Origin of the sequence: Micromonospora sp. NPDC049662, from assembly GCF_040675055.1 — a bacterium.
In the GTDB taxonomy this organism is placed as follows: Bacteria; Actinomycetota; Actinomycetes; order Mycobacteriales; family Micromonosporaceae; genus Micromonospora.
Window position 1 is genome coordinate 1 of sequence record NZ_JBFAOC010000010.1, and the last position, 12,428, is coordinate 12,428.

The following is a 12,428-nucleotide window of genomic DNA, read 5'->3' on the forward strand; positions in this document are numbered from 1 at the left end:
ACGCCCACCGCGGCACGCCCCACGGCTGGGGGTGTCACTCCTGGACCAAAACATAACCCCCAAAAAAACCCACGCCCATAGGAGCGACAACGCGCTCCCCGCCCCCTTGACGCGTCGATCTTGCGGTTTCGGTTGTCGATATGGACTATGTGCCCACATCTGTCGCAGCAGAAAGTGCAAGATCGGCGCACGCCGGGCGGGGGCGGGGGTGGGGGTTAGGGGCGGGGTCAGCCTGCTATGGCGGCTGGTTCGCGGAGCGGGTCGGTGGCGAAGCCGGCCACGCCGTCGGCGAAGCCGACCCGGGCGGTGTAGCCGAGCAGTTCCGCGGCGCGGCGCGGGTCGGCGACCACGTGCCGCACGTCGGCCGCGCGTGCCCCGCCCACGACCTGCGGGGCCGGTCCGCCCATCGCCTCGGCCAGGGCGACCGCCAGCTCCCCAACGGTGTGCGGCTCGCCCGAGCACACGTTCACCGGTACGAGGGTGGCCGGTGGCAGGTCGCGGGTGAGCGCCAGCAGGTTGGCCCGCGCCACGTCGGTGACGTGCACGAAGTCCCGCCGTTGCCGGCCGTCCTCCAGCACGCGCGGGGCCATGCCGGCCGCCAGCGCCGACCGGAAGATGGACGCTACTCCGGCGTACGGGGTGTCGCGGGGCATCCGAGGGCCGTAGACGTTGTGGTAGCGCAGCGCCCACACCGTCCCACCGGTCTGTCGGGCCCAGGCGGCGGCCAGGTGTTCCTGCGCGAGCTTGCTGGCGGCGTACGTGCTGCGCGGCTCCAGCGGCGCGTCCTCGGGCACGAGCACCGGGTCGAGGCCCCGACCACAGCGGGGGCAGGTCGGGTCGTACCGGCCGGCCGCCACGTCCTCGGGTCGCCGTGGCGCGGGGCGCACCGTGGCGTGCTCGGGGCAGGCGTAGCGCCCCTCGCCGTACACCACCATCGAGCTGGCCAGCACCAGCCGGCCGATTCCCGCCCGGTGCAGGGCGGCCAGCAGCACGGCCGTGCCGTAGTCGTTGTGCGTGACGTAGTCGGGGCCGTCCGACGGGTCCAGGCCGTGGCCGACCATCGCCGCCTGGTGACAGACCACGTCCACACCGGGCAGCAGGCGATCCAGCAGGGCGCCATCCCGGACGTCGCCGCGCACCACCTGGTGCTCACGTGACCAGACGGGCAGCTCCCCGCCGTGCGCCTGGGGCAGCAGCGCGTCCAGCGCCACCACCTCGTGGCCCTGCTCGACGAGCAGGTCGACGACCTGCGACCCGATGAACCCGGCCGCGCCGGTGACCAGTACGCGCATGTCGGACACGGTAGGGCCGGTCGGGCGTCCGACGGGCCGGTTCGGCGCAGCCGTAAGGAGTTCGCAACAGCTCGGCCGGCCACGATGGCCCGGTAAGCGTTCGGTAATGCGGTAAACCCCGCTGCGTCGTACCCCTGCGGTCTAACCTGCCGGCAGTGCCCGCCACCGGCGCTCGCGCCCGGCGGGCCGACGACGGCGGGATGTGAGGACCAGGAGGGAACAGCGAGTGCCAGGAGCAAGGCCCGGCCCGGGCGACAGCGGGGCCCCGGTGTCGGACGCGGACGGCTACGGCGCGCCGCGCGGGCTCTGGCGGGGACTGGCCCGGCATCGTCCGCCGGGTGTGGACGCGGCCGAACGCGCCTGGCGCAGTCCGTTGCGCGGTCCCTGGCTCACCGCCGTCTACGGTTCGGCGCTGCTGGTGGCGCTACCACTGGTGATCATCACGGGGCTGCTCGACTACGCCGCCTACGGCCCCCGCTTCGACCAGGCGTTCCCGCAGGACGTCGGCTGGCTGCGGCTGCCGGTCTTCGACTGGCCCACGCGGCCGTCCTGGCTGTTCCGGGTCACCCAGGGCCTGCACGTGACGCTCGGGATCGTGCTCGTCCCGGTGGTGCTGGGCAAGCTGTGGTCGGTGCTGCCGAAGCTGTTCGCCTGGCCGCCGGCCCGCTCGGTGGCGCAGGTGCTGGAACGGCTCACCCTGCTGCTGCTGGTCGGCGGGATCCTGTTCCAGATCGCCACCGGCCTGCTCAACATCCAGTACTCGTACGTGTTCGGCTTCGACTTCTACACCGCCCACTACTTCGGCGCGTGGATCTTCACGGCGGCCTTCGTGGCGCACGTGATCATCAAGTTCCCCCGGTTGGTGACCGCGCTGCGATCCCGCCCGCCGGGCACCGAGCTGCGGACCACGCGCGCCGACACGCGACCCGAACCACCCGACCCGGACGGCCTGGTCGCGACCGAACCGGGCCCGGCCACGGTCAGCCGACGTGGGGCGGTGGCCCTGGTGGGCGGCGGCGCGCTGCTGCTGGCCGTACTGACCATCGGGGAGAGCCTGGACGGTCCACTGCGGCGTACCGCGCTGCTGCTGCCTCGCGGGCGACAACCCGGCACCGGGCCGAACGGCTTCCCGGTCAACCGCACCGTCGCCGCCGCCGGCGTACGTCCCGAGCAGACCGACGCGAGCTGGCGACTGACGCTGCGCGGCGGTGGGCGAACGGTGACCCTGGACCGGCCCGGCCTGCTGGCCCTGACCCAGCACACGGCCGCGCTGCCCATCGCCTGCGTGGAGGGCTGGTCGACCCGGCAGAGGTGGACCGGCGTACGTCTTCGTGACCTGGCCGCGCTCGCCGGCGTTCCCGACCCGGTCTCGGCGCGGGTGTCGTCGCTGGAGCAGGCCGGGCTGTTCCGCACGGCGGTACTCGCGGCCAACCAGGTCCTCGATCCCGACTCGCTGCTGGCGTTGCGGGTCAACGACGTCGACCTCTCCCCCGACCACGGCTATCCGGCCCGGGTCATCGTGCCCGCCCTGCCCGGCGTGCACTGCACCAAGTGGGTCGCCGAGATCGACTTCCGGGAGCGGACCGATGACTGAGCGCACCGCTCGGCCGCGGGCGGCCTACGGCGCGGCGCCCTGGCATCTCGCCCTGGTGACGGCGGTGATCGTGCTCGCCGGCTGGGTGGCGCTACGCCTCGCCGACGAGGCGACGTTCGGCCGGATGCTGCTCTGGTTCGTCGGCGCGGTCGTCGCGCACGACCTGGTGCTGTTCCCGGTGTACGCGAGCGTCGACCGCGTGCTGCGCGCGGCGGCACGCGGTCGCGTCGTGCTGCTCAACCACCTGCGGGTGCCGGCGCTCGGCACGGCGCTGCTGTTCCTGGTCTACGCACCCGGCATCCTGCGCTGGGGCGAGACGACCCACGAGGCGGCCACCGGCCAGACGCAGCGGCCGTACCTGCTGCGCTGGCTGGCGCTCAGCGGGGCGCTCTTCCTGCTCAGCGCGCTCGCGTACGCGCTGCGGCGTCGCCGTCAGTCGTCGGGGCAGCGCTCGGAGAGCGCGTAGCGCAGCAACACCACGTCGCCGATCTGGCGCGTCTCGGCCAGTCGGGCCCGGCGGCCCGGATGCCAGGGGAAGCGGCCCTCGTCGACGAAGCGTGGCGCCCGACGGTCGCCGACGAAGAACGGGGCGACGACCAGGTGCAGCTCGTCGGCGAGGCCGGCGGTGAGGAACTGGGCGTGGACCGTCCCGCCACCCTCGACCATCAGGCGGCGCACCCCCCGCGCCGCCAGGTCGGCCAGGACCCAGCCGAGGTCGACCGGCTCTCCCCCGTCGATGACGGTGGCCAGCTCGCCGACCCGCTCCCGGGTCTTGTCCAGGGCGCCGCTGGCGCAGTAGACCAGCCGGGTGGAGTCGCCCGCGGTGAAGAACCGCGCGGTCGGGTCGAGGTCCCCGCGCGCCGTCAGCGTCACCTTGACCGGCGAGGCGGGCTGGCCGCACGCCACCCGTTCGGTCCGCCGCGCCGCCGATCGCACCAGCAGGCGGGGGTCGTCACGGCGGACGGTGGCGGCACCGACCAGGATCGCGTCACAGCCGGCCCGGACCGCGTCGACGCGGTCGAGGTCGTCCTCGTTGGACAGCAACAGACGCTGGTCGGAGGTGTCGTCGATGTATCCGTCGATGGAGGTGGCGCAGCTCAGCAGCACGTAGGGCCGTGGCGACGCCGGCCGGCAGCTCACCGGGAGACGGGCCGGTCAGGGGTGCGGCCCGCCCGCTCCTCGGCCGCTGCGGCCTCGGCCGCTGCCTCGGCCGCCTCTGCCTCGGCCGCCTTGGCGGCCTTCGCCGCCAGGTAGTCGGCGTTGGCCGGGGAGAGGAAGACGCTGGTGGGGACGCGTTCCACGACGTCGACACCCAGCCGGGTCAACTGTTCGGCCTTGTCGGGGTTGCTGCTGAGCAGGCGTACGCGCGGCACGTCGAGCGTGGCCAGCATCTGCGCGGCGGCGGTGTAGTCGCGCTCGTCCTCGCCTCGGCCCAGCGCCACGTTGGCCTGGTAGGTGTCCAGGCCGGCATCCTGAAGGGCGTACGCGTCGAGCTTCGCGTACAGGCCGATGCCCCGGCCCTCCTGACGCAGGTAGAGCAGGAACCCGCCGGTCTCGGCGATCCGCTGCACCGCCTCCCGCAGTTGCGGCCCGCAGTCGCAGCGCTGGCTGCCGAACACGTCCCCGGTCAGGCACTCGCTGTGCGGGCGGACCAGCGGCGGCTCCCCACCGGCGGTGAGCCGGTCCAGCGCGCCGGCCCAGTCGCCCAGGCCGAGGGCGAGGTGTTCGCGACCGTCGACCAGACCTTTGAACGTGAACACCCGGACGGTGGTGGTGTAGCCGTCGGGGAACGCCAACGGCACCGTGACCTGCGTACGGACCGTGGCGACGGGCAGTGCTTCGGGCATGGGACTCCTTCGTCCGGCGCCGCGGGACGGCGGCGACGCGTACCGTTTCACCACTGAATCAACAGCCGCCGGGCGAGGCGGCTTCCCGAGCGGCGGTGGGTTCACGGGCCCGTCGGGCGAGCAGCACGGCCGCGCCGGGCAGGCTGGCCACCAGCACGAGCGCGCCGTAGACGGTGGCGGTGGCGACACCCTCGGAGGCGCTGAGACCGGCCGCGCCGAACACCCAGGCGGCCACCCCCTCGCGGGGGCCGAAGCCCGCGACGTTCAGGGGCAGGCCCATGGCCAGCAGGGCGAGCAGGGTCAGGGGCAGCAACCTCGTCAGCGGCGCGTCGGATCCGGCGGTCCGGGCCGCCACCAGGAAGGTGGCCAGGTGACCGGCGACCATCACGGCGGAGGCGACCAGCACGCCGAGCCAGGTCCGCCGGCCCAGCAGTCCGGTCCGCACGTCGGCGACGGCGGTTCGCACGCCACGCGCCCACCGGGACCGGCCGGTACCGGGCAACAACCGAGCCAGGAGTACGGCGGCCAGTCCGACCGCCACGAGCAGCGCGGCGGTGGCCGGCAGGTACGGACGCACCGGGGACGGGAACGCCGCGAGCACGACCAGGGCGACGCCCACCAGCACCACCTGACCGGCGGCACGTTCCCAGACCACCGCGCGGATACCCCGGCTGACGTCGCCGGCGTCGCGGCCGTGGCGCACCGCCCGGTGCACGTCCCCGAGCATCCCGCCGGGCAGGGTGGCGTTGAGGAACACGGCCCGGTAGCAGTGCGCCACCGCGGTCGCCAGCGGCAGCCGCACGCCCAGGCCACCGGCGACGAGACTCCACCGCCACGCGGCGCAGACCGTGGTGAGCGCGCCGATGAGCAGGGCCGCGGCCAGCGCCGGGGCGTCGATCAGCCGTACGCCGGCGAGGAACGCGCCGCCGCCCACCTGCCACAGCAGGACGGCGAGCAGGCCCACCCCGCCGACCACTCGTGCCCAGGCCCACACCATCGACGCCGGTCCTCCCTGAAGATCGTCCACTCTCTTAGTGCACGTACCCAGGGTGTGGATGGTTCATCCACCGGCCAGCAGGTCCCGGTGCTCGACCACCACGCCCAGCCGGCCGGCCGCCGCCTCGGCCAGCCGACGTCGGGCGTACGCGTCGGCCGGGCCGGCCAGGTCGGGCCGCTGCTCGCAGGCCGCGCCCAGCCAGCCCCGGAACCACTCGGCGGCCAGGTCGGCCTGCTGGGGGCCGAGTCGCCACGGGCTGGGCCGCTCGACCACGGGCACGCCCCGCCGGGCGAATGCGGCGGCGGTGACGGCGGCGGCGTCCGGGCCGAGCAACCGACGGCCGTCGACGGTACGCCGCTGGTGCGCGTTGAACGCCTCCTCGACCGCGGCGTCGAGCGGGTCCTCGGGAGTGAGCCGGACCCGTCCGGTCACCGAGACCGCGAACAGGGCGGGGCGGCCGGCGTCCACACAGGCCGTGACCACCCGCTCGACCTCCTCGGCGGTCAACATGTCCAGCAGCGCGGACGCGGTGACCAGCGCGCCGTCGGACAGGTCGGCGGCGGTGAGCCGGGTCAGGTCGCCGCAGCGGGTGTGGACGGTGACCGGCGCTCCGTCGGCGGCGGTCACCCCGGCCATGCTGTCGGCGGCGCGGGCCAGCAGGTCGGCGTCCCGGTCGTGCAGCACCCACCGCTGCGGTCCGCTGAGCCGGGCGGCGAGCCAGCGGCTCATCGAACCGGTGCCGCTGCCCAGGTCGTGGATCACGACCGGGTCGTGGCCGGCCAGTCGGGGTCGGACGGCGTCCAGCAGGTCGTCGGCGCGGGCCGCCGCGTCGGCCGGCTCCCGCAGACGCAGCCAGTCGGCGAACGGCAGGGTCTCCTCGACGGTCACCCCGTCACCTCCTCCAGCACGGTGGCCAGGCGCGCGGTCGTCACCGGCCAGTCGGACAGGGTGTCGCGGCGGGCGAGCGCGGCGCGCCGCAGCCGGGACCGCAGTTCGTCGTCGCCCAGCCACCGGCTCAGCGCGCCGGCCAGGGCGGCCGGATCGTCCGGCGGGACCAGCAGACCGGGCACGACGCCGTCGGGGGCGCGACCCAGCGCCTCGGGCAGGCCCCCCACGTCGGTGCCCAGCACCGGTACGCCACGCGCGAGGGCCTCGGTGACGACCATCCCGTACGTCTCGCCCCGCGAGGGCAGGACCAGCAGGTCGGCGGCGGCGTACGCGGCGTCGAGCGCCGGGCCGGTCAGCGGGCCGGCCAGTCGGACCCGTTCCGCCAGGCCGGCGCCGGCGAGCCGGTCGCGCAGCTGGCACACCAGCTCGGGTTCCCGGGTCAGGGTGCCGGCGCAGACCAGCGTCCACGGCGTCTCGGCCAGCACGCACAGGGCGTCGACCAGCAGGTCGTGACCCTTGTGACGGGTGACCGCGGCGACGCAGAGCAACCGGTCACCGGTTGCGCTGCCGGGATTCGTCACCGGAGCGGGCGTCACCCCGGGCGGCGCGACGTGGACGCGCTCGGCGGGCAACGCATGGCGGGCCAGCAGCCGGCGGCGGGTCCACCCGCTGGTGGTGACGACGGCGCTGGCGGTGGCCAGCGCACGACCCTCGGCCTCGTCGTCGAGCGGCATGTGCACCAGCGGGACGAGGCGCAGCCGGGTCGCGTGCGGGGCGAGCAGCTCCGGCACCGTCGAGGCGATCAGGCCGTCGACGAGCACCACGGCGTCGTCCGCCGTGGTGGCGAGCAGCCGGGCCAGCGCTGCCCGGTCGGCCGGGTCGGGGTGCGGCCACGCGCCGGGTACCGGGTGCTCGTGCACCGTCCACCCACGCTCGGCGAGCCCGGCGCAGACCCGCCGGTCGTACGTGTTGCCACCGCTGGGCGTGCCCGGGTCGTCGATGTCCCCCGGCAGGACGACGTGCACCGCACGTCGTCGCGCGGCGGCGGGGGCGGGGGCCGGCGGCGGCCGGCCCGCGTCGGTCACAGCGACCGCTCGTAGCTGGCCCAGGCGACGTGTGACTCGTGCAGGGTGACGGTGATACCGGCCAGCTCCCGGGCACCGGCCCCCAGGTCGCCGGCGTGTACCCGCTCGGCCAGTCGGTCGGCGACGGTACGGGCGAGCACCTCCGTGGTGGTGTTCGTGCCGGCGAACGCGGGCTCGTCGTCGAGGTTGCGGTAGGACAGCTCCCCCACCACGGCCCGGAGCTGCTCGGTGGCGAGGCCGATGTCCACGACGATGCCGTCGGCGTCCAGGTCGGGCCGGCGGAACGTCGCGTCCACCACGAACGTCGCCCCGTGCAGGCGCTGGGCCGGGCCGAACACCTCGCCCCGGAAACTGTGGGCGATCATCATGTGATCCCGAACGGTCACGCTGAACATGGTCACTCCCCGTCGTCGTAGGTGATGAGGTGGCAGAGCGCGGGCAGGTCACCCGAACTCAGTCGGGCGAGTACGTCGGGTAGCTCCGTGAACCGGGACGCGCCGGTGATCAGCGCGTCGAACGCCGGGTCGTCGAGCAGGTCCAGGGCCAGCGCCAACCGGTCGGTGTAACTGCGACGACCGCGCCGCGCGGGCGCGACCATGCCGACCTGGCTGCTGCGCACGGTGAGCCGTCCGGAGTGGAACGCCCCACCGAGGGACACCTGCACCTGGCGGTCGCCGTACCAGCTCAGCTCGACCACCGTGCCCTCGGGCGCGAGCAGGTCCAGCGCCTGTTGCAGGCCGGCGGACGTGGCGCTGGCGTGCACCACCAGGTCCCGGTCGCCGGTCGCGTCGGCGGGTCGGGCGAACCGGACGCCGAGCGCCCCGGCCACCCCGGCCCGGCGGGCGTCGGTGTCGACCAGCTCGACGTCCACACCGGGGAACCGCGCCACCAGCGCCGCGACGCAGCAGCCCACCATGCCCGCGCCGATCACGCTGACCCGGTCGCCGAGCAGGGGCGCGGCGTCCCACAGGGCGTTCACGGCGGTCTCCACCGTGCCGGCGAGCACGGCGCGGGCGGGCGGCACGTCGTCGGGCACCGGCACCACGGCGGTCGCCGGCACGACGTACGCGCTCTGGTGCGGGTGCAGGCAGAACACCGTACGCCCGAGCAGTTCCGGCGGGCCCTGTTCGACCACGCCGACGCTGAGGTAGCCGTACTTGACCGGGCCGGGGAAGTCGCCCTCCTGGAACGGGGCGCGCATCGCCGCGTACTGGTCGGCGGGCACCCGACCGGCGAACACCAGCGTCTCGGTGCCCCGGCTGACCCCGGAGTAGCGCGCGCGGACCAGCACGTCGTCGGGGCCCGGGGCGGGCAGTGGCACCGGCCGGATCTCCGCCGCGCCGGGCTCGCGCACCCAGCAGGCGTACGCCTCGCGGTTCACCCTCGTACACCTCACCTTTTGTCCCGGTCGAACCGAACGGCCCTGATTTCCGTGTTCCCTGTCGGGGTCGTCGATCATAAACACGGAGGTACGGTGCCCACAGTTCGAAGCGGCCCGGTGATCGGGCTCACCGCACAACTGGTCGTGCTGGCGACGCTGGCCGCCACCGTGGGTCTGGACAAGGCGGGTTGGCTGGCCGGCGTCGGCTACGCGGCGGTCACCTGTCTCGCGTTGAGCCGGGGCCTGCACCTGTCCGGCGCGTCCCGCCTCGGCCCCGCCGACCGGGTGACGTTGGCCCGGGGCGTCCTGGTCGGCGCGGTCACCGCGCTGGTCGTGGACTCGTTCGACCGCCCGACGCCGGTGGGGCTGCTGGTCGCGTTGAGCGCGGTGGCCCTGCTGCTGGACGCCGTGGACGGCCAGGTCGCCCGGCGCACCGGCACCGCCAGCGCCCTGGGGGCGCGCTTCGACATGGAGGTCGACGCGTTCCTCATCCTGGTCCTCAGCGTCTACGTCGCCCCGGCGGCCGGAAGTTGGGTGCTGGCCATCGGCGCGATGCGGTACGCCTTCGTCGCGGCGAGCGCGGTCCTGCCCTGGCTGCGGGGCACGTTGCCGCCACGCTTCTGGCGCAAGGTGGTGGCCGCCGCCCAGGGAGTGCTGTTGACGGTGGCCGCCGCGCGGGCGCTGCCGGAGCAGTGGACCACGCTGGTCCTGGTGGCGGCGTTGGCGCTGCTGGTCGAGTCGTTCGGCCGGGACGTGGCCTGGCTGTGGCGTCGCCGCCCGGCGCCCCGGCCGGCTCGCCCGCTGCTGCCGGTGCCCACGCCGACGCTCCCGGTGCCCCGGCCCGCGCTGGCGGCGCGCTCCGGCGGTACGGTCCACTCCGACTGGAGGCCCCGATGACCCTCGCACCTCGGCGACGCCGGCTCGCCGACCGGTTGCGCGGGCGCTCCGCGTCGACCGGCGACGCCGCTGGTCGTACTCCCGTGGTGTCGCCCGCGTCGCGCGGCCCGGCGCGGCGGGCGCTGCGGGGGGCGGGCACGGTGCTGGCGGTCCTGCTGGTGTACGTGGTCCTGGTCGGACCGGACCGCCTCGGTGAGCTGACCCCCGGCGCGCTCGTGCGGATCCCGTTGGAGGGTCTGCTGGTGGCCGCGCTGCTGCTGGCGCTGCCGGCGCGACCACGACGGATGGTGGTGGCCGTGCTCGGGCCGCTGCTCGGCCTGCTGGCCATCGTGAAACTCGCCGACCTGGGGTTCCGCACGGCCCTCGACCGCCCGTTCGACCTGGTGCTGGACTGGCTGTTGCTGGACGACGCGTTCGGCTTCGTCCGGGACTCGGCGGGGCGGGTCGGCGCGCTCGGCGCGCTGGTCGGCGTCGTGCTGCTGATCGGAGCGCTGCTGGTCGTGGTGACCGTGGCACTGCGGCGGCTGGCGTCGCTGCTGGTGGACCACGAGCGGACGGCGACGCGGGCGGTGGCCGCGCTGACGGTCGTCTGGGTGGTCTGCGCCGTCGCCGGGGCGCGGATCGTCCCGGGTGTGCCGGTGGCCGACGCCGGGACCACCGCGCTGGTGGGCGCGCACGCCGAGCAGGTGGACGCGCGGCTGCACGACGGGAGCCGGTTCACCGCCCAGATCGACGCCGACCCGTTCCAGGACGCCCCGGGCGAGCAGTTGCTGACCGGGTTGCGCGGCAAGGACGTCGTCCTGGCCTTCGTGGAGAGCTATGGGCGCGACGCCGTCGAGGACCCGGAGTTGGCGCCGCAGGTCAACGAGGTGCTGGACGCCGGGACCGCGAGCCTGCGCGCTGCCGGGTACGGCTCACGCAGCGGCTTTCTCACCTCCCCCACGTTCGGCGGCGGTAGTTGGTTGGCGCACGACACCCTGCTGTCGGGTCTGTGGACGGACAACGAGCAGCGGCACCGCAGTCTGCTGGCCAGCGACCGGCTCACCCTCAACGGCGCGTTCCGCCGGGCCGGCTGGCAGACCGTCGGGGTGCTGCCGGCGGCGACCCAACCCTGGCCGGAGAAGGACTTCTTCTCGTACGACCGCTACTACGACACCGAGGCGCTCGGCTACCGGGGCCCGAAGTTCGCCTACGCGCCGATGCCCGACCAGTACACGCTGTCCTTCTTCCAGCGGCACGTGCGCGCCGACGCGGACCGTCCGATCATGGCGGAGATCCCGCTGATCTCCAGCCACTCGCCGTGGACGGCGGTGCCCCGCATGATCGGCTGGGACGCGGTCGGCGACGGCTCGGTCTACCACGGCGACGCCGGGGCGAAGGACGGCGGTAAGGACGACCGGGACACCGGCCGGGTACGGGCCGGCTACCGGCAGGCGATCGCCTACTCGCTCCAGTCGCTGATCTCCTACGTGCAGACCTACGGCGACGACGATCTGGTGCTGGTCTTCCTGGGCGACCACCAGCCCGCTCCGGTGGTGACCGGCGAGGGCGCGAGCCGGGACGTGCCGATCACGATCGTCGCCCGGGACCCGAAGGTCCTCGAACAGATCACCGGGTGGGGCTGGCAGGACGGCCTGCGGCCGGGTCCACAGGCGCCGGTGTGGCCGATGGACTCCTTCCGCGACCGGTTCCTGACCGCCTTCGGGTCGTCGACGCCGCCGTTGGCCGCACCCCGCTGAGCTGTTCGGACCTACGCATGATCGACCCGAGGTCGCCGATGTCGGGGTGTTCAGCTGGCAGGGAAACCGCGACATCGCCGATGTCGTGATGATCATCGTTCGTCGGACGCGGCGGGGCGGGCGCGGACGTGCAGCCGCTCCCCCTGCGGCCCGAAGAGGCTGAGCGCCTCGGCGGTGCCCGGCCCGGGGTTCATGATCAGGTGCGGGATGCGGGTGTCGAACTCGGCGACCTCCCCGTGCGTCAGGATCAGGTCGCGGTCACCGAGCACCAGGCGCAGTCGACCCGAGAGCACGTACAGCCACTCGTACCCCTCGTGGACCTGCGGGGTTCGTCCCCCGGCGGTCGGATCCGGCGGGAAGATCTGCTTGAACGCCTGCAGGCCGCCCGGACGGCGGGTCAGCGGCAGGTGCGTCACGCCGTGGATCACGATCGGCTTGGGGCGTACGCGGGGGTCGCCGGTGGCCGGGGCATCCACCAGCTCGTCCAGGGCCACCTGGTAGGCGCGGGCCAGCGGAAGCAGCAGCTCCAGGGTGGGCCGGCGGCTGCCGGACTCGAGCCGGGACAGGGTGCTCACCGAGATGCCGGTCAGGTCGGCGAGCTGGGTCAGCGTGGTGCCGCGCTGGTGACGCAGGGCCCGCAACCGGGGGCCGACGGCGGCCAGCGCGGCGTTGTCGTCGTTTGCCATAACGGCAACGATACTTGCCATC

Annotated in this window: 12 protein-coding genes and 1 pseudogene; 4 read left to right on the forward strand and 9 right to left on the reverse strand. The window is 74.4% G+C overall.

What is annotated here, in order from left to right; translation table 11 throughout:
* Nucleotides 1-227 precede the first annotated feature (227 nt).
* Nucleotides 228-1,292, reverse strand: coding sequence for an NAD-dependent epimerase/dehydratase family protein (locus tag AB0J36_RS10395; protein WP_357397579.1), 1,065 nt, complete (start codon nucleotides 1,290-1,292; stop codon nucleotides 228-230).
* A 268-nt stretch (nucleotides 1,293-1,560) separates the two neighbouring features.
* Between AB0J36_RS10395 and AB0J36_RS10400 the strand changes: the two genes are divergently transcribed.
* Entirely contained in the window at nucleotides 1,561-2,886 is a 1,326-nt protein-coding gene (locus tag AB0J36_RS10400) for a molybdopterin-dependent oxidoreductase (RefSeq protein WP_357117803.1), read from the forward strand.
* Nucleotides 2,879-3,352 carry a hypothetical protein gene (locus AB0J36_RS10405; RefSeq protein ID WP_357169604.1) on the forward strand — a complete coding sequence of 158 codons (474 nt, stop codon included), beginning with the start codon at nucleotides 2,879-2,881 and terminating at the stop codon, nucleotides 3,350-3,352. Before AB0J36_RS10400 ends, AB0J36_RS10405 begins: the two co-directional genes overlap by 8 nt.
* Here the strand turns inward: AB0J36_RS10405 and AB0J36_RS10410 are convergent.
* The 7 genes from AB0J36_RS10410 to AB0J36_RS10440 all read right to left on the reverse strand — a co-directional run bounded on the left by AB0J36_RS10410 (nucleotide 3,319) and on the right by AB0J36_RS10440 (nucleotide 9,084).
* Nucleotides 3,319-4,026: a dihydrofolate reductase family protein gene (locus AB0J36_RS10410; RefSeq protein WP_357169601.1), complete on the reverse strand. Its 708-nt coding sequence runs from the start codon at nucleotides 4,024-4,026 to the stop codon at nucleotides 3,319-3,321. The two genes, AB0J36_RS10405 and AB0J36_RS10410, sit on opposite strands and share 34 nt — an antisense overlap.
* Nucleotides 4,023-4,733, reverse strand: a complete 711-nt coding sequence (gene ribA / locus AB0J36_RS10415; protein ID WP_357117794.1) for a GTP cyclohydrolase II — start codon at nucleotides 4,731-4,733, stop codon at nucleotides 4,023-4,025. The genes AB0J36_RS10410 and ribA overlap by 4 nt, the downstream gene beginning before the upstream one ends.
* A gap of 58 nt (nucleotides 4,734-4,791) precedes the next feature.
* Nucleotides 4,792-5,730 carry a lysylphosphatidylglycerol synthase transmembrane domain-containing protein gene (locus tag AB0J36_RS10420; protein ID WP_357119382.1) on the reverse strand — a complete coding sequence of 313 codons (939 nt, stop codon included), beginning with the start codon at nucleotides 5,728-5,730 and terminating at the stop codon, nucleotides 4,792-4,794.
* A gap of 63 nt (nucleotides 5,731-5,793) precedes the next feature.
* Nucleotides 5,794-6,618: a class I SAM-dependent methyltransferase gene (locus AB0J36_RS10425; RefSeq protein ID WP_357169598.1), complete on the reverse strand. Its 825-nt coding sequence runs from the start codon at nucleotides 6,616-6,618 to the stop codon at nucleotides 5,794-5,796.
* The gene (locus tag AB0J36_RS10430; protein WP_357397587.1) at nucleotides 6,615-7,703 is read right to left on the reverse strand and encodes a glycosyltransferase family 4 protein; all 1,089 of its coding nucleotides are present in this window, start codon (nucleotides 7,701-7,703) and stop codon (nucleotides 6,615-6,617) included. The genes AB0J36_RS10425 and AB0J36_RS10430 overlap by 4 nt, the downstream gene beginning before the upstream one ends.
* Complete coding sequence (locus AB0J36_RS10435; protein ID WP_357117784.1) at nucleotides 7,700-8,098, reverse strand: 6-carboxytetrahydropterin synthase; 399 nt, start codon at nucleotides 8,096-8,098, stop codon at nucleotides 7,700-7,702. Before AB0J36_RS10435 ends, AB0J36_RS10430 begins: the two co-directional genes overlap by 4 nt.
* A 2-nt stretch (nucleotides 8,099-8,100) precedes the next feature.
* Complete coding sequence (locus AB0J36_RS10440; RefSeq protein WP_357169589.1) at nucleotides 8,101-9,084, reverse strand: dehydrogenase; 984 nt, start codon at nucleotides 9,082-9,084, stop codon at nucleotides 8,101-8,103.
* A 93-nt stretch (nucleotides 9,085-9,177) separates the two neighbouring features.
* On the opposite strand from AB0J36_RS10440, the pseudogene AB0J36_RS10445 reads away from it, so the two are divergent.
* Nucleotides 9,178-9,888, forward strand: a pseudogene (locus tag AB0J36_RS10445) (CDP-alcohol phosphatidyltransferase family protein); the annotation flags it as partial.
* An 89-nt stretch (nucleotides 9,889-9,977) separates the two neighbouring features.
* Nucleotides 9,978-11,720 (forward strand): sulfatase-like hydrolase/transferase, encoded by a 1,743-nt coding sequence (locus AB0J36_RS10450; protein WP_357169587.1) that lies wholly within the window; start codon nucleotides 9,978-9,980, stop codon nucleotides 11,718-11,720.
* Between the two features lie 92 nt (nucleotides 11,721-11,812).
* Here the strand turns inward: AB0J36_RS10450 and AB0J36_RS10455 are convergent, their stop codons facing one another.
* A complete protein-coding gene (locus AB0J36_RS10455; RefSeq protein WP_357117773.1) occupies nucleotides 11,813-12,406 on the reverse strand; it encodes an XRE family transcriptional regulator in 594 nt (197 codons plus the stop codon).
* Between the last annotated feature and the right edge of the window lie 22 nt (nucleotides 12,407-12,428).

Coding starts and splice junctions, on each gene's coding strand:
- AB0J36_RS10420 (WP_357119382.1), bottom strand. CDS start 5,730: ATGGTGTGGGCCTGGGCACGAGTGGTCGGCGGGGTGGGCCTGCTCGCC.
- ribA (WP_357117794.1), bottom strand. CDS start 4,733: ATGCCCGAAGCACTGCCCGTCGCCACGGTCCGTACGCAGGTCACGGTG.
- AB0J36_RS10435 (WP_357117784.1), bottom strand. CDS start 8,098: ATGTTCAGCGTGACCGTTCGGGATCACATGATGATCGCCCACAGTTTC.
- AB0J36_RS10405 (WP_357169604.1), top strand. CDS start 2,879: ATGACTGAGCGCACCGCTCGGCCGCGGGCGGCCTACGGCGCGGCGCCC.
- AB0J36_RS10450 (WP_357169587.1), top strand. CDS start 9,978: ATGACCCTCGCACCTCGGCGACGCCGGCTCGCCGACCGGTTGCGCGGG.
- AB0J36_RS10455 (WP_357117773.1), bottom strand. CDS start 12,406: ATGGCAAACGACGACAACGCCGCGCTGGCCGCCGTCGGCCCCCGGTTG.
- AB0J36_RS10395 (WP_357397579.1), bottom strand. CDS start 1,292: ATGCGCGTACTGGTCACCGGCGCGGCCGGGTTCATCGGGTCGCAGGTC.